This window comes from Enterobacter chuandaensis (assembly GCF_003594915.1).
Lineage (GTDB): Bacteria > Pseudomonadota > Gammaproteobacteria > Enterobacterales > Enterobacteriaceae > Enterobacter > Enterobacter chuandaensis.
In genome coordinates this window covers 13,333-29,139 of sequence record NZ_QZCS01000019.1, presented here as the reverse complement: position 1 = coordinate 29,139, position 15,807 = coordinate 13,333, and the positions used below count along the sequence as shown (strand labels likewise).

Sequence of the window (15,807 nt, the reverse complement as noted above, 5' to 3'; positions counted from 1 at the left end):
CAGAAGGATCGCTGACGTGCGCCCGATTATCGTTCTACTGATGGCCTGGTGCCTCAGCATGGGGGCGTACGCAGCGACAGCCCCCGACGCCAAACAGATAACCCAGGAGCTGGAGCAGGCTAAAGCGGCCAAACCCGCACAGCCAGAGACCGTTGAGTCGCTCCAGTCCGCACTGAACGCGCTTGAGGAGCGGAAAGGCTCGCTTGAGCGCGCTCAGCAGTATCAGCAGGTTATCGACAACTTCCCTAAACTCTCGCAAACGCTGCGCGCGCAGCTCGCTAATCTGCGCGATGAGCCGCGCGGAGCCCCTGCCGGTATGACCACCGACGCCCTGAATCAGGAAATCCTGCAGGTCAGCAGTCAGCTTCTGGAAAAGAGCCGCCTGGCTCAGCAGGAGCAGGAGCGTGCGCGCGAAATTGCCGATTCCCTGAGCCAGCTTCCACAGCAGCAAACCGATGCCCGCCGCCAGCTTAATGACGTTGAGCGTCGCGTGGGTACGCAAAGCGGCAACACGCCGCAGGCTCAGGCGCAAAATCTGGGCCTGCAGGCTGAATCGGCGCGTCTGAAGGCCCTTGTGGATGAGCTGGAGCTGGCGCAGCTTTCCGCCAACAACCGCCAGGAGCTGGCGCGGATGCGTTCAGAACTCGCTCAGAAGCAGAGCGAGCAGCTGGATGCGTACCTTCAGGCCCTGCGTAATCAGCTTAACAGCCAGCGTCAGCTTGAAGCCGAGCGTGCCCTTGAAAGCACCGAACTGCTGGCGGAAAACAGTGCCAATCTGCCGGAAGGTATCGTCGATCAGTTTAAGGTCAACCGTGAGCTTTCTGCCGCCCTGAATCAGCAGGCGCAGCGTATGGATCTGGTTGCCTCGCAGCAGCGTCAGGCGACGAATCAAACCCTGCAGGTGCGTCAGGCGCTCAACACGCTGCGTGAGCAATCCCAGTGGCTCGGGTCATCAAACCTGTTGGGCGAAGCGTTACGCGCCCAGGTTTCTCGCCTGCCTGAAATGCCGAAGCCGCAACAGCTGGATACCGAAATGGCCCAGCTGCGCGTTCAACGACTGCACTTTGAAGATCTCCTTAATAAGCAGCCGCAAATTCGCCAGATCCGTCAGGCTGACGGACAGCCCCTGACCAGCGAGCAAAACCGTATTCTTGAAGCCCAGCTGCGTACCCAGCGCGAACTGCTGAACTCACTGCTACAGGGCGGCGATACGCTGATTCTGGAACTGACTAAGCTCAAGGTCTCCAACAGCCAGCTGGAAGATGCGCTGAAAGAGGTGAACGAGGCAACGCACCGTTATCTCTTCTGGACCTCAGACGTGCGTCCGATGACCTTCTCATGGCCGATTGATATTGTTCAGGATCTGCGCCGCCTGATTTCGCTGGACACCTTCAGCCAGCTCGGAAAGGCCAGCGTGATGATGTTGACCAGCAAAGAGACGATCTTCCCTCTGCTGGGCGCGTTGATCCTGGTCGGCTTCAGCATTTACTCGCGCAGACATTTTACCCGCTTCCTGGAGCGTTCCAGCGCACGGGTGGGGAAAGTCACCCAGGACCACTTCTGGCTGACGTTGCGCACCGTGTTCTGGTCGATTCTCGTCGCGTCTCCGCTACCGGTATTGTGGATGACGCTTGGCTACGGCCTGCGGGAAGCGTGGCCCTATCCGCTCGCGGTTGCCATTGGTGATGGCGTCACCGCTACGGTGCCGCTGCTGTGGGTAGTGATGATTTGCGCGACGTTCGCGCGGCCCAACGGCCTGTTCATTGCCCACTTTGGCTGGCCGCGTAACCGCGTGGCGCGCGCCATGCGTTACTACCTGATGAGCATCGGGCTGATTGTGCCGCTGATTATGGCGCTGATCATGTTTGATAATCTTAACGACCGGGAATTCTCAGGCTCGCTGGGACGCCTCTGCTTTATGCTGATATGCGGCGCGCTGGCCATCGTCACGCTCAGCCTGAAACGCGCGGGGATACCGCTTTATCTTGATAAATCCGGTAGCGGCGACAACATGTTCAACCGGCTGCTCTGGAACCTGCTGCTGAGCGCCCCTCTGATTGCGATGCTGGCCGCGGCGGTGGGTTATCTGGCAACCTCGCAGGCGCTGCTGGCGCGACTGGAAACGTCGGTGGCGATCTGGTTCCTGCTTCTGGTGGTCTACCACGTAATCCGCCGCTGGATGCTGATTCAGCGCCGCCGCCTGGCCTTCGACCGCGCCAAGCATCGCCGGGCGGAGATCCTTGCCCAGCGCGCCCGGGGCGAGGAAGAGCCAACCCATGTCAACAGTACGGAAGGCACGATGGATGCCGACGAGGTCGAACTGGATCTGGATGCCATCAGTACCCAGTCTCTGCGACTGGTGCGTTCCATCCTGATGCTGATTGCCCTGCTGTCGGTGATCTTCCTGTGGTCGGAAATTCACTCCGCGTTTGGCTTCCTGGAGAACATCTCTTTGTGGGACGTGACGTCCACGGTGCAGGGCGTTGAAAGCCTGGAGCCGATCACCTTAGGCGCGGTGCTGATTGCCATTCTGGTTCTGATCATCACCACCCAGCTGGTGCGTAACTTCCCGGCGCTGCTGGAGCTGGCGCTGCTGCAGCATCTGGATTTAACCCCCGGCACCGGATACGCCATTACGACCATCACGAAATACCTGATCCTGCTTTTTGGCGGGATGGTCGGGTTCTCAATGATTGGTATTGAGTGGTCTAAGCTGCAGTGGCTGGTTGCCGCCCTGACGTTCGGCCTTGGCTTTGGCATGCAGGAGATCTTCGCGAACTTTGTTTCCGGCCTGATCATTCTGTTTGAAAAACCGATTCGCATTGGCGATACGGTGACGATCCGCGATCTAACCGGGAGCGTAACGAAGATCAACACCCGCGCCACCACGATCAGTGACTGGGACCGTAAAGAGATCATCGTGCCGAACAAGGCATTTATTACCGAACAGTTTATCAACTGGTCGCTGTCGGACTCCGTTACGCGCGTGGTGTTGACGGTACCGGCTCCGTCGGATGCCAACAGTGAAGAGGTCACGCAGATCCTCTACACCGCCGCTGAACGCTGTACGCTGGTGCTCGATAACCCTGCGCCGGAAGTGTTCCTGGTTGATTTACAGCAAGGGATCCAGATTTTCGAACTGCGTATCTACGCCGCCGAAATGGGGCACCGTATGCCGCTGCGCCATGAGATCCACCAGCTGATTCTGGCGGGCTTCCGCGAGCACGGTATTGATATGCCGTTCCCACCGTTCCAGATGCGTCTGGAAAGCATGGACGGACGTAAGATGGGTAAAACGCTGACGTCGGCGGCAAGATCGCGCCCGGCGGGAAGTCTGTAACCTTTCTCCCCTCCCTTTCGGGAGGGGCATTTTACCGCTACGCCACTTCCGTGACGTACGCCATAGAGCGACGACGGTAATTCTCATAAATCCCCATCGCCAGCAGCGAGAAGAAGACAGGCCCGCCGACCATCCACAGCGCGCTGTTCCAGTCGTTCGCCTCAACCACGGGCTGAATAACGGTAAAGATGTTGGCAAACGCCACCACCAGCACCACCACGGAGGTCGCCAGCAGCGTTGCCGCGCGGGTTTTGAAGATCACAAACGGACGCTCAAGATCCTGCTTCGCCTTAAAGTACGGGAACGCCAGGGTCAGGAACAGGTACGGCAGCGTCATTGACACGTTCGCCATCAGGGTCAGCTTGTTATAGAAAGCAGACGCCGTATCGCCGCCAAATGACACCAGCAGAATGAAGACGCACACCAGCAGGCACTGCATCCACATGGCATTAGCAGGCATGCCTGCGGTATTCAGCTGCGTCATGCGTGCTGGCCATAGCGCTTTTGGCGTACCCTGGATGATGGCTTTCAGCGGCGAGTAGATCAGCGTGAAGAATGCGCCGGTATAAGCAAGGAACATCGACAGACCGGTAATGCGCGCAAACCAGACACCCATGACAGAAGCTGCCTCCGGGCTCAGGTGCATAGCGTTACCCAGCGTCATCCCCAGGCTTTTCATCAGCACGTAGGTAATGTTGCCGAGGTTGGTGGTGTTGTTACTCAATACCTGCTGCCAGTTGGTGCTGACGCCCCAGAGGAAAATCGCCAGCGAGTAGCCGATGGAGATGACGATGGCGGCAAAAATAATCCCTTTGGCAAAATTCTTTTCCGGATTTTCGGTTTTGTCGACCAGCCCGCCTACCGCTTCAATACCGCCGTACGCAAAAATGGCAAACACCACGAAGGAGAGCATGGCCAGCCCGGACTGGTAACCCGGGTTCGGCGACGAAACAAAGTTGACCTCCTGAGCAAAATGCCCGCCGTTCAGGCACAGAATGGCGATGCTGACCAGCAGCAGCACCAGGTTCAGGCACATCACGGAAATACCGCCAACGGCGGTGATACGGGCAATTTTGTTGATGCCTTTTGACGCCACCAGCGTGACCATCACCATCCAGCAGACCGCCAGAATACCAACCACCTGGGTGGAGCTCAGCCCCGCCAGAGACCAGACCTGCGTTTTATCCGCGCCGAAAAGAAACGTGGAGAAAGGCACCCAGACTTTGGCCGCCGTGCTGACCATCCAGACGACGTAAGAGGAGAACCACATAAACGTCCCGATAAACGCGTAGCGCGGGCCGATGCTGTTGTTCATCCACGAATAAATGCCGCCCTCTTCTTTCCGGTAAGCCGAGCCCATCTCCGCCATCATCAGCGCAAACGGGATAAAGAAGAACAGAGCGGACACGATATAAAACGGCGTCGCGCTGTAGCCCATCAGATAGAAAGCCGACGGGCTGTTGGCAAAGCCAAAGACGGAGGTAAAAATCATCAGGATGAGCCCGGTGAGGGTCATCTTTTTAAGTGAGTGGGACATATCGCCATCCGAAGAGGAATTAAACTGCGCGGATGGTAGCAGATGACCAGACTAATATTGTGGCTATACGAGGCAATTTAAGAAAAAGACCCGTGTATAGAGATAGTGGCAGTTTTTAATGTTGTTACGCGGAAATGGAAAGGAATATTGCCACAGAGGAATGGGCCGGGTAAACGAGGCGCTACCCGGCAATTCTTTAGGCGCGATCGACCGTAAAGGCAATCACATCGCCCAGCTGTTCGGCGCCCAGCGCCAGCATGACCAGACGATCCACGCCCAGCGCCACGCCGGAGCAATCCGGCAGACCGGCTTTTAATGCTTCAAGCAGATTAACATCAATAGGCTGCTGCGGCAGACCGCGCGCGGCGCGCTTGCGGTTATCCTGCTCGAAACGCTGCTGCTGTTCGCGCGCATCGGTCAGTTCGTGGAAGCCGTTCGCCAGCTCGATACCTTTGTAATAGACCTCAAAACGCTCTGCGACACGGTGATCTTCGGTGCTGATCTGCGCCAGAGACGCCTGGCTTGCCGGGAAGTGATAGACAAATGTCGGACGATCTTTGCCAATCTGCGGTTCCACGCCGAAGGTGAACAGCAGTTGCAGCAGCGTGTCGCGATCCTCTTCGGTATCCGCCACGTTGCTCAGATCCAGCTTTGCCGCCACTTCACGCAGCTGGGTTTTGTCCGCCGACAGCGGATCGATCTCCAGATGACGCTGGAAGGCCTGCTGATAAGAGAGCGTTTCAGCTTCTGAACAGTCCAGCGCCTGCTGGAGCAGATCGTCCACCTCGTTCATCAGGCGGTACATATCATAATGCGGGCGGTACCACTCCAGCATGGTGAATTCCGGGTTGTGGTGACGCCCCATCTCTTCATTACGAAAGCTGCGGCACAGCTGATACACCGGACCACACCCCGCCGCCAGCAGGCGTTTCATGTGGTATTCCGGGCTGGTCATCATATAGAGATTCATGCCCTGGGAATGGCCTGGGCCAACAAAACGGGTTTCAAACGGGACCAGATGAATATCCGTTACCGTTGCCTGACTCATGCACGGGGTTTCCACCTCCAGGACGCCGCGGTCGGCAAAGAAACGGCGGATCTCCGTCATAATTGCGGCGCGTTTTAGCAGATTTGGGATGGATGCGCTCGGCTGCCAGGTGGCCGTTTCGCTCATGAGTTTTTCTCCGATTTCAGACAAGGGCACGAAGTCTACTCGTTAGCAGGGACAGAGACAAATTTTGCGCAGTAAAAAAGCGCATTTCATTTAGGTGGATTATTCCGTGACGCAATTCATCAATCACAATGATAAATCACCGCACAGAACAGCAAAAAAATCGAACACGTCAAATTTCCCTGACGTCTACACGGTTATACTCTTTTACCCATAAAGGAGCAGTGGAAACGCTTTCGCAATCGTCCGCCTGGACGGGTGAACTACCTTTAGTTTGTCGCGTTGCGAAATAACAAAAATCTGGAGGAATGTCGTGCAAACTTTTCAAGCCGATCTTGCCGTTATAGGCGCTGGCGGGGCGGGATTACGTGCTGCGATCGCTGCAGCACAAGCTAATCCTGACGCTAAAATCGCATTGATTTCAAAAGTCTATCCAATGCGCAGCCACACGGTGGCAGCTGAGGGAGGGTCCGCTGCCGTTGCGCAGGATCATGACAGCTTTGAATACCATTTCCACGACACGGTTGCAGGGGGCGACTGGCTTTGCGAACAGGATGTCGTCGACTACTTCGTGCACCATTGCCCAACGGAGATGACCCAGCTCGAGCAGTGGGGATGTCCGTGGAGCCGCCGTCCGGACGGCAGCGTCAACGTTCGCCGCTTCGGTGGAATGAAAATCGAACGCACCTGGTTCGCCGCCGATAAAACTGGCTTCCACATGCTGCACACCCTCTTCCAGACCTCCCTTCAGTTCCCACAAATTCAGCGCTTTGATGAACATTTCGTCCTCGACATTCTGGTCGACGACGGTCATGCGCGTGGCCTGGTGGCGATGAACATGATGGAAGGCACGCTCGTCCAGATCCGCGCTAACGCGGTTGTAATGGCAACGGGCGGTGCGGGCCGCGTCTATCGCTACAACACCAACGGCGGCATCGTCACCGGTGACGGCATGGGCATGGCGTTGAGCCACGGCGTGCCGCTGCGCGATATGGAGTTCGTGCAGTATCACCCAACCGGCCTGCCGGGCTCCGGCATTCTGATGACGGAAGGCTGCCGCGGTGAAGGCGGTATCCTGGTCAACAAAAACGGCTACCGCTATCTGCAGGATTACGGCATGGGCCCGGAAACCCCGCTCGGCGAGCCGAAGAACAAATACATGGAGCTCGGCCCGCGCGACAAAGTCTCTCAGGCCTTCTGGCACGAGTGGCGCAAAGGCAACACCATCTCCACGCCGCGCGGCGATGTGGTCTATCTCGACCTTCGCCATCTTGGCGAGAAGAAACTGCTGGAGCGTCTGCCGTTTATCTGCGAACTGGCAAAAGCTTACGTCGGCGTCGACCCGGTGAAAGAGCCGATTCCGGTACGCCCAACCGCGCACTACACCATGGGCGGGATCGAAACCGACCAGCAGTGTGAAACCCGCATTAAAGGGCTGTTCGCCGTGGGCGAGTGTTCCTCCGTCGGCCTGCACGGCGCCAACCGTCTGGGATCAAACTCGCTGGCTGAGCTGGTCGTCTTTGGCCGCATGGCGGGCGAGCGTGCAATGGAGCGCGCCGCTACCGCAGGCGAAGCCAATGGTGCCGCGCTGGATGCGCAGGTGGCAGACGTTGAAAAACGCCTGAAGGATCTGGTGAACCAGGAGGGTAACGAGAACTGGTCGAAGATCCGCGACGAGATGGGGCTGTCAATGGAAGAAGGCTGCGGTATCTACCGTACGCCGGAGCTGATGCAGAAAACCGTCGACAAGCTGGCGGAACTCCAGGAACGCTTCAAGCGCGTGCGCATCACCGACACCTCCAGCGTCTTCAATACCGACCTGCTCTATACCATCGAACTGGGTCACGGCCTGAACGTCGCAGAATGTATGGCGCACTCTGCGCTGGCGCGTAAAGAATCCCGCGGTGCCCACCAGCGTCTGGACGAAGGCTGTACCGAACGTGACGACGTCAATTTCCTGAAACACACTCTCGCCTGGCGCGATGCGGATGGCACCACGCGCCTGGACTACAGCGACGTGAAAATCACCACGCTGCCGCCGGCTAAACGCGTGTACGGCGCAGAAGCAGAAGCCGCCGAGAAGAAGGAGAAGGCGAATGGCTGAGATGCAAAAACTGAAAGTTGAAGTGGTGCGCTACAACCCGGAAGTGGATACTGCCCCCCACAGCGCTTTCTATGAAGTCCCTTATGACGAGCAAACCTCCCTGCTGGATGCGCTCGGCTATATCAAAGACAACCTGGCGCCGGACCTGAGCTACCGCTGGTCCTGCCGCATGGCGATCTGCGGCTCCTGCGGCATGATGGTCAACAAGGTGCCGAAGCTGGCCTGTAAAACCTTCCTGCGCGATTACACCAAAGGCATCAAGGTTGAAGCGCTGGGCAACTTCCCGATTGAGCGCGATCTGGTGGTCGATATGACCCACTTTATCGAAAGTCTGGAAGCGATTAAGCCGTACATCATCGGCAACCCGCGCACGCCGGATCAGGGGCCAAATACCCAGACGCCAGCGCAGATGGCGAAATACCATCAGTTCTCCGGCTGCATCAACTGCGGCCTGTGCTATGCCGCCTGTCCGCAGTTTGGCCTGAACCCGGAGTTCATCGGCCCGGCCGCCATTACCCTGGCGCATCGCTATAACGAAGACAGCCGCGACCACGGCAAAAAAGAACGTATGGCGCAGCTTAACAGCCAGAACGGCGTCTGGACCTGTACCTTTGTGGGCTACTGCTCCGAAGTCTGTCCGAAGCACGTCGACCCGGCCGCCGCTATTCAGCAGGGTAAAGTAGAAAGCTCGAAAGACTTTCTTATCGCTACCCTGAAACCACGCTAAGGAGTGCATGATGACGACTAAACGCAAAGCCTACGTGCGGCCTGTGCCATCCACCTGGTGGAAAAACCTGCCGTTTTATCGCTTCTATATGCTGCGTGAAGGCACGGCGGTACCGGCGGTCTGGTTCAGTCTTGAGCTAATGTACGGCGTTTTCGCCCTCAAACACGGGCCGGAAACCTGGGCCAGCTTTGTGGGCTTCCTGCAAAACCCGATCATCGTGGTGCTGAACCTGATCGTGCTCGCGGCCGCTCTGCTTCATACCAAAACCTGGTTTGAACTGGCGCCAAAAGCGGCGAACATTATCGTAAAAGGCGAAAAAATGGGGCCAGAGCCGGTGATTAAGGGGCTCTGGGCAGTGACGATTCTGGTCACTGTGGTCATTCTGTTTGTCGCACTGTTCTGGTAAGGAGACTACTGTGATCAATCCAAATCCAAAACGTTCAGACGAGCCGGTCTTCTGGGGGCTGTTTGGCGCAGGCGGCATGTGGAGTGCCATCATCGCCCCGGTTATCATCCTGCTGGTCGGCATTATGCTGCCGCTGGGGCTGTTCCCGGGCGATGCGCTGAGCTACGAGCGCGTGCTGGCGTTTGCGAGCAGCTTTATTGGCCGCGTGTTCATCTTCCTGATGATCGTCCTGCCGCTGTGGTGCGGCCTGCACCGCATTCACCATGCGATGCATGACCTGAAAATCCATGTCCCGAGCGGTAAATGGGTATTTTACGGGTTGGCAACCATCCTGACCGTGGTGACGCTGATTGTGGTCGTCACTATCTGACGCTTCTGGCCCGCCATCCGGCGGGCCTTTTATTTCTGCATTTTCCCCACCAGCCACTGTGAAAACTCGCGCATTGCAGACGTTTCAGCTCGCGACTGCAGTCTTGTTAACCAGTAACTGCCCAGGTCAATCTGCGTTGTAAACGGCTGAACAATGCGCTCGCTGTTCAGCAAATGGGTAAACATATCAACAGGGGCAATGGCAATGCCCACGCCTGCCTGGGCGGCTTCCAGCATGGTGACAGACGAATCAAAGACCATCACCCGATGCGTGGGTGACGGGGGATGTTCCCCCGCCGCCTGCATCCACGCTGACCATTCGTCGCGTCGGTAGGAGCGCAGCAGGGTAAACTTCAGGATATCGGCCGGAGACTGCAGCACGGCGGCGATATCAGGCGAGCAAAGCGGTGCCAGCGGCGCAGGGCACATGAACTGCGCTTCGGTGCCGTGCCACGCGCCACCGCCGTAGCGGATCGTATAATCAAGCCCTTCAGCCGCCGGATCGACGCGGTTGTTATGGGTTGAAAGGTGAAGATCGATATGCGGATAACAGCGACGAAAGTCTGCGAGCTGAGAGAACAGGATACCCGTGGCGAAAGTCCCTACCACGCCAACTTTTAGCTTCTCCTGGGCGCGCTGGCTGGCAAAGCGATCCAGCATTCCGGCGATACGATCGAATGAATCATTCAGCACCGGCAGCAAATTCTCCCCCTCCGTGGTCAGCATCAGGCCGCGCGAAACGCGGACAAACAGCTGACAATTCAGATGCTGCTCCAGCGTTTTAACGTGCTGGCTGATGGCAGAATGGGTGACGTTCAGCTCTATCGCTGCATGCGTAAAACTGAGGTGCCTTGCGGCCGCTTCGAAGGCACGAAGCGAATTAAGCGGGAGATAGCTGCGGGTCATCGTTCCATCCGTTAGAAAAATTAACAGCTAATGCTAAATTTAACCGTTTGTCAGCCATAGTCAAATCCAACAGACTACAGCGGTCTGTCGGGCCCGGACACTCCCTTGACCTGCTATTACGGAAGATAATTAATGATGAAAAAATCCCTTTGCTGCGCCCTGCTGCTCAGTACCTCCTGCGCTGTACTCGCCGCGCCGATGTCGGAAAAACAGCTGGCTGATGTCGTAGAGCGTAGCGTCACGCCCCTGATGAAAGCACAGGGTATTCCAGGCATGGCGGTAGCCGTGATTTATCAGGGCCAGCCGCACTACTTTACCTTCGGAAAAGCCGACGTTGCGGCAAACAAGCCCGTTACTCCACAAACCCTGTTCGAGCTGGGTTCTATAAGTAAAACCTTCACCGGCGTGCTGGGCGGCGATGCCATTGCTCGCGGTGAAATTTCGCTGGGCGATCCGGTGACTAAATACTGGCCTGAGCTGACGGGCAAGCAGTGGCAGGGAATTCGCATGCTCGATCTGGCGACCTATACCGCCGGTGGCCTGCCGCTCCAGGTGCCGGACGAGGTGACGGATAATGCCTCCCTGCTGCGCTTTTATCAGAACTGGCAGCCCCAGTGGAAGCCGGGCACCACGCGTCTTTACGCCAACGCCAGCATCGGTCTTTTTGGTGCGCTGGCGGTCAAACCTTCCGGCATGAGTTATGAGCAGGCCATGACGACGCGGGTCTTTAAGCCGCTCAGGCTGGAGCATACCTGGATTAACGTCCCGAAAGCGGAGGAGACGCACTACGCCTGGGGATATCGTGACGGTAACGCGGTCCACGTTTCGCCGGGCATGCTGGACGCAGAGGCGTATGGGGTGAAAACCAACGTGCAGGATATGGCGAGCTGGGTGATGGTTAACATGAAGCCCGACACCCTCCAGGATACTTCACTCAGGCAAGGCATTACTCTGGCGCAGTCTCGCTACTGGCGCGTGGGGGCCATGTATCAGGGGTTAGGCTGGGAAATGCTTAACTGGCCGGTCGATGCTAAAACCGTCGTCGGAGGCAGTGATAACAAGGTTGCTCTGGCACCGTTGCCTGTAGCAGAAGTAAATCCTCCCGCTCCCCCGGTCAACGCGTCCTGGGTCCACAAAACGGGCTCAACCGGCGGGTTTGGCAGCTACGTGGCCTTTATTCCTGAAAAGCAGCTCGGCATTGTGATGCTGGCGAATAAAAGCTATCCGAACCCAGCGCGAGTTGAGGCGGCATACCGTATCCTCGACGCGCTGCAGTAAAACATTGCCGGGTGGCGCTGCGCTTACCCGGCGAAACACACTGCACAAAAACCCCATTTTCCTTGCCGTCATCTACACTTAACAAAAAACAGTAAGGAAACTCCTATGCGCATTCTGCCTGTTATCGCCGCGGTGACAGCCGCGTTTTTAGTGGTTGCCTGCAGTTCCCCTACCCCACCACCCGGCGTCACCGTCGTCACGCCTTTTGATGCACAACGCTTCCTCGGAACATGGTACGAAATCGCACGACTCGATCATCGGTTTGAGCAGGGCCTGGAGAAGGTCACGGCACATTACAGCCCGATGGATGATGGCGGTATTCAGGTGATCAACCGGGGCTATAATCCCGATCGGGAGATGTGGCAGCAGTCGGTGGGGAAAGCCTACTTTACTGGCGACCCGCGACGGGCCGCGCTCAAAGTCTCTTTCTTTGGCCCGTTTTATGGCGGCTATAACGTGATCGCGCTCGACAGAGAATACCGTCACGCGCTGGTCTGCGGGCCGGATCGCGACTATCTGTGGATACTTTCCCGCACGCCAACTATTTCGTCAGAGATGAAACAGCAGATGCTGGACGTCGCGACCCGGCAAGGGTTTGATGTGTCGAAACTCATCTGGGTAAAACAGCCCCGTTAATGGGTGCTGAGCTTCAGTCCAATGATACCGGCCACAATCAGTGCGAGGCTGGCGATACGCGCCAGGCTCGCTGACTCACCCAGCAGCAGAATGCCGGTAATCGCCGCGCCTACGGCACCGATCCCCGTCCAGACGGCATAAGCCGTCCCCACGGGCAGAGAACGCATTGCCCACGATAGCAGAACAATGCTCACGATCATCGCCGTGACGGTAATGACGCTGGGCGTCAGGCGGGTAAATCCGTGGGTGTACTTGAGACCAATCGCCCATACCACTTCGAGCAGACCAGCAATAAAGAGAATAATCCAGGACATCTCGGGCTCCTTAACTTAAAAACAGTTGGGGCCGTCCCCGATGAAGGAAGCGCTTACGGGTCGTCCCGCAAGGCAGATAACACCTCATATTTTGGTTAGCGTGCGATTTTTTTTCAATCATTTTCTGATGAATGCGTTAAGCCCAGAAATAGCCGCAGTATGGCGCGGAGTTCAGGCATTTATAGCTCATCGGACTTCTCTATGATGATGTGCTTTCTGATGGCAGGAAGCCAAACCACTAGCCGACTGCGAATAAAATATGTTCAAGATTCTTTTGATTGACCGTTGTCACTTCACCCGTACGGGGTTTGAAGCATGGCTCAATCATTCCGGTTTGTTCCCGGGGCACTACGTTGTGACCGGGCTGAACAATCTATTCCTCGCCAGAGAGCACATTCTGCAATGGAAACCTGAGCTGGTCATCGCTGATCTCCATGGTTTCAGACAGGATATTCACCATTTCCAGCAACTCTCTTCTTTGCTGAATGCCAGCGAAAAATTACCTTTTATTATGCTGCAATCAGGAGAGGACAAGGACCTGACGACCTGGCTCGGGAATTTCCCGGTCTGGTCTTCGCTAATGAAAAACGCCCCTCTTGAGGAAATCGCGACGGTTATCAATGACGCGTTAATTTCGCGCGCAAGCACGTACCGCCCGACGGTGGCCGCCCCCTTGCTGACCCGACAGGAGGAGAAAGTGCTGACGTTATGGATGGACGGCGCGAGCAACCAAAAGATTGCCGCTCACCTGAGCATTAACGGAAAAACGGTTTATACCTATAAACGCAATATCCGCATGAAGCTGCATATGGATACCCGCTTTTCACCGTTTTTATCCCTGCAGGAAGCAGAGAATTGACGGTACGGTGGAACTGACGCGCCGTACCGTCCATGCTTCATTAGTTCTGAGCTTTAGTTGCTGCACCAGAAATCGCGTTACCACCGTCGGAGATATCTTCCCCTACACCGCGGGTGGTATTACATGCAGTCAACACAGAGGAAAGCACGAGGACAGAAAAGATCGCTGCAATTGTTTTCTTAACCATAATATCTTCCTTTTATAGCCAAAGTTGTTTTGTGTATAGCAACTTAAGAATAGACAAGATCCCGCCGGTTGACGGAAAAGGAAGCAATTTTAGGAAAATTAGACGGACTTAACTGGCTGCGTGAGAAATGATATGACCGAGGTCCTGGATATCTTCCCCCATGCCACGGGCGGTGTTACAGCCGGAAAGCAGTACGCTGGAGAGTGCTAACAGAAGCAGAATTTTAACGGTACGTTTCATCATCCCTGCCTGCAAAAATCAGGCGCAGCGGGCGCTGCGCCTCGAATCATGACGTAAATTACTTCACGCGAGATACGTATTCGCCGGAGCGAGTATCTACTTTAATTACTTCGCCGATCTGAACGAACAGAGGTACTTTCACCACAGCGCCGGTAGAAAGCGTTGCTGGCTTGCCGCCAGTACCTGCGGTGTCACCTTTCAGACCTGGATCGGTTTCAACGATTTCCAGCTCAACAAAGTTTGGTGGGGTAACAGCGATAGGCTGGCCGTTCCACAGGGTCACGATGCACTCAGCCTGATCCAGCAGCCACTTCGCGTTATCACCAATCGCTTTCGCGTCAGCAGACAGCTGCTCGAACGTTTCGTTGTTCATGAAGTGCCAGAACTCACCGTCGTTGTACAGGTAAGTCAGGTTCATATCGACAACATCAGCGCCTTCAGCGGAGTCAGTAGATTTGAAGGTTTTCTCAACACGGGTACCGGTCAGCAGGCGGCGCAGCTTAACGCGTGCGAATGCCTGGCCTTTACCTGGTTTAACGAATTCGCTGGCTTCAACCGCGTACGGTTCGCCGTCCATCATGATTTTAAGACCAGCACGAAAATCGTTGCTATAGTACGTTGCCATAAGGCCCTCTAAATTTGTTAACTGGTAGCTAAGCCACAAAATGGCGCATATTGTAACCCTAAACACCCCGTCCAGAGAAGATTGGTTATCGCAACTTGCCGATGTAATCACCAGTCCTGATGAATTGCTGCGTCTTTTAGACCTCGATCAGCACCCAGCGTTGCTTGCAGGCCGCGAGGCAAAGCGCCTTTTCGCCCTGCGTGTTCCCCGCGCGTTTGTGGCGCGGATGGAGAAAGGCAATCCCGACGATCCGCTATTAAAACAAACGCTTACTTCGCAGGATGAGTTTGTCAGCGCGCCGGGTTACAGCACCGATCCGCTGGAAGAGCAGAACAGCGTGGTGCCCGGCTTGCTGCACAAATATCTGAACCGCGCCCTGCTGCTGGTAAAAGGCGGCTGCGCGGTAAATTGTCGTTATTGCTTCCGTCGGCACTTCCCGTATGCCGAAAACCAGGGAAATAAGCGCAACTGGCAGGTTGCGCTGGACTATATCGCCGCCCATTCAGAGCTGGATGAGATTATTTTTTCCGGCGGTGACCCGCTGATGGCAAAAGATCATGAGCTGGACTGGCTGCTGACGCAGCTGGAAGCCATCCCGCACATCAAGCGTCTGCGCATTCACAGCCGTTTACCGATTGTCATTCCGGCACGTATTACCGACGGGCTGGTATCACGCCTTGAGCAGTCCCGTCTGCAGGTGCTGCTGGTAAACCATATTAACCACGCGAACGAAATCGACGATGAATTTCGCACAGCGATGGCGCGCCTGCGTAAGGCGGGCGTGACGCTGCTGAACCAGAGCGTGCTGCTGCGCGGCGTGAACGATAGCGCTCGCGTGCTGGCAGACCTCAGCAACGCGCTGTTTGATGCGGGCGTGATGCCCTATTACCTGCACGTACTGGATCGCGTGCAGGGAGCGGCGCACTTTATGGTGACGGATGACGAAGCCCGACAGATTATGCGCGAGCTGCTGACGCTTGTCTCAGGGTATATGGTGCCGAAGCTGGCACGCGAGATTGGCGGAGAGCCGAGTAAAACGCCGCTGGATTTGCAGCTGCGGCAGCGCTAAAAGGCAGGTGGCGCTACGCTTACCTGCCCTACGAGGTGG

16 protein-coding genes are annotated in these 15,807 nt (G+C 56.4%); 9 read left to right on the top strand and 7 right to left on the bottom strand.

The window, feature by feature from the left end; all coding sequences use genetic code 11:
* The first annotated feature begins 16 nt into the window (after positions 1-16).
* Positions 17-3,340: a miniconductance mechanosensitive channel MscM gene (gene mscM / locus D5066_RS21090; RefSeq protein ID WP_119917125.1), complete on the top strand. Its 3,324-nt coding sequence runs from the start codon at positions 17-19 to the stop codon at positions 3,338-3,340.
* A 37-nt stretch (positions 3,341-3,377) separates the two neighbouring features.
* On the opposite strand, the gene yjeM is transcribed toward mscM, so the two are convergent.
* Both yjeM and epmA read right to left on the bottom strand, forming a co-directional pair.
* Positions 3,378-4,877: a glutamate/gamma-aminobutyrate family transporter YjeM gene (yjeM, locus tag D5066_RS21085; protein ID WP_119917124.1), complete on the bottom strand. Its 1,500-nt coding sequence runs from the start codon at positions 4,875-4,877 to the stop codon at positions 3,378-3,380.
* 196 nt (positions 4,878-5,073) lie between these two features.
* On the bottom strand, positions 5,074-6,051 hold the full coding sequence (gene epmA, locus D5066_RS21080; RefSeq protein WP_119917123.1) for an elongation factor P--(R)-beta-lysine ligase: 978 nt from the start codon (positions 6,049-6,051) through the stop codon (positions 5,074-5,076).
* 310 nt (positions 6,052-6,361) lie between these two features.
* Between epmA and frdA the strand changes: the two genes are divergently transcribed.
* The 4 genes from frdA to frdD are packed head-to-tail and all read left to right on the top strand — an operon-like array spanning position 6,362 to position 9,655.
* On the top strand, positions 6,362-8,152 hold the full coding sequence (frdA, locus tag D5066_RS21075) for a fumarate reductase (quinol) flavoprotein subunit (RefSeq protein ID WP_080328783.1): 1,791 nt from the start codon (positions 6,362-6,364) through the stop codon (positions 8,150-8,152).
* Positions 8,145-8,879, top strand: a complete 735-nt coding sequence (gene frdB, locus D5066_RS21070) for a fumarate reductase iron-sulfur protein (protein ID WP_014882214.1) — start codon at positions 8,145-8,147, stop codon at positions 8,877-8,879. Before frdA ends, frdB begins: the two co-directional genes overlap by 8 nt.
* Before the next feature lie 10 nt (positions 8,880-8,889).
* A complete protein-coding gene (frdC, locus tag D5066_RS21065) occupies positions 8,890-9,285 on the top strand; it encodes a fumarate reductase subunit FrdC (RefSeq protein WP_028016425.1) in 396 nt (131 codons plus the stop codon).
* 10 nt (positions 9,286-9,295) lie between these two features.
* Entirely contained in the window at positions 9,296-9,655 is a 360-nt protein-coding gene (gene frdD, locus D5066_RS21060; protein WP_119917122.1) for a fumarate reductase subunit FrdD, read from the top strand.
* 29 nt (positions 9,656-9,684) lie between these two features.
* On the opposite strand, the gene ampR is transcribed toward frdD, so the two are convergent.
* Positions 9,685-10,560 carry a LysR family transcriptional regulator AmpR gene (gene ampR / locus D5066_RS21055; RefSeq protein ID WP_119917121.1) on the bottom strand — a complete coding sequence of 292 codons (876 nt, stop codon included), beginning with the start codon at positions 10,558-10,560 and terminating at the stop codon, positions 9,685-9,687.
* Between the two features lie 132 nt (positions 10,561-10,692).
* Here ampR and blaACT point away from each other — a divergent pair, with 132 nt between their 5' ends.
* A complete protein-coding gene (blaACT, locus tag D5066_RS21050; protein WP_119917120.1) occupies positions 10,693-11,838 on the top strand; it encodes an ACT family cephalosporin-hydrolyzing class C beta-lactamase in 1,146 nt (381 codons plus the stop codon).
* A gap of 105 nt (positions 11,839-11,943) precedes the next feature.
* Entirely contained in the window at positions 11,944-12,474 is a 531-nt protein-coding gene (locus tag D5066_RS21045) for a lipocalin family protein (RefSeq protein WP_119917119.1), read from the top strand.
* Here the strand turns inward: D5066_RS21045 and sugE are convergent.
* A complete protein-coding gene (gene sugE, locus D5066_RS21040; RefSeq protein ID WP_006178944.1) occupies positions 12,471-12,788 on the bottom strand; it encodes a quaternary ammonium compound efflux SMR transporter SugE in 318 nt (105 codons plus the stop codon). The two genes, D5066_RS21045 and sugE, sit on opposite strands and share 4 nt — an antisense overlap.
* A 259-nt stretch (positions 12,789-13,047) precedes the next feature.
* Here sugE and D5066_RS21035 point away from each other — a divergent pair, with 259 nt between their 5' ends.
* Positions 13,048-13,647 carry a helix-turn-helix transcriptional regulator gene (locus tag D5066_RS21035; RefSeq protein WP_080328776.1) on the top strand — a complete coding sequence of 200 codons (600 nt, stop codon included), beginning with the start codon at positions 13,048-13,050 and terminating at the stop codon, positions 13,645-13,647.
* A gap of 40 nt (positions 13,648-13,687) precedes the next feature.
* Here the strand turns inward: D5066_RS21035 and ecnB are convergent, their stop codons facing one another.
* From ecnB to efp, 3 genes are all read right to left on the bottom strand, one after another.
* Positions 13,688-13,834 carry a lipoprotein toxin entericidin B gene (ecnB, locus tag D5066_RS21030; RefSeq protein ID WP_003855942.1) on the bottom strand — a complete coding sequence of 49 codons (147 nt, stop codon included), beginning with the start codon at positions 13,832-13,834 and terminating at the stop codon, positions 13,688-13,690.
* 108 nt (positions 13,835-13,942) lie between these two features.
* Positions 13,943-14,074 carry an entericidin A/B family lipoprotein gene (locus D5066_RS21025; RefSeq protein ID WP_028015234.1) on the bottom strand — a complete coding sequence of 44 codons (132 nt, stop codon included), beginning with the start codon at positions 14,072-14,074 and terminating at the stop codon, positions 13,943-13,945.
* 58 nt (positions 14,075-14,132) lie between these two features.
* Positions 14,133-14,699: an elongation factor P gene (gene efp / locus D5066_RS21020; protein WP_003855940.1), complete on the bottom strand. Its 567-nt coding sequence runs from the start codon at positions 14,697-14,699 to the stop codon at positions 14,133-14,135.
* Positions 14,700-14,739: 40 nt separating this feature from the next.
* Between efp and epmB the strand changes: the two genes are divergently transcribed.
* On the top strand, positions 14,740-15,768 hold the full coding sequence (gene epmB, locus D5066_RS21015; RefSeq protein ID WP_119917118.1) for an EF-P beta-lysylation protein EpmB: 1,029 nt from the start codon (positions 14,740-14,742) through the stop codon (positions 15,766-15,768).
* Positions 15,769-15,807 lie beyond the last annotated feature (39 nt).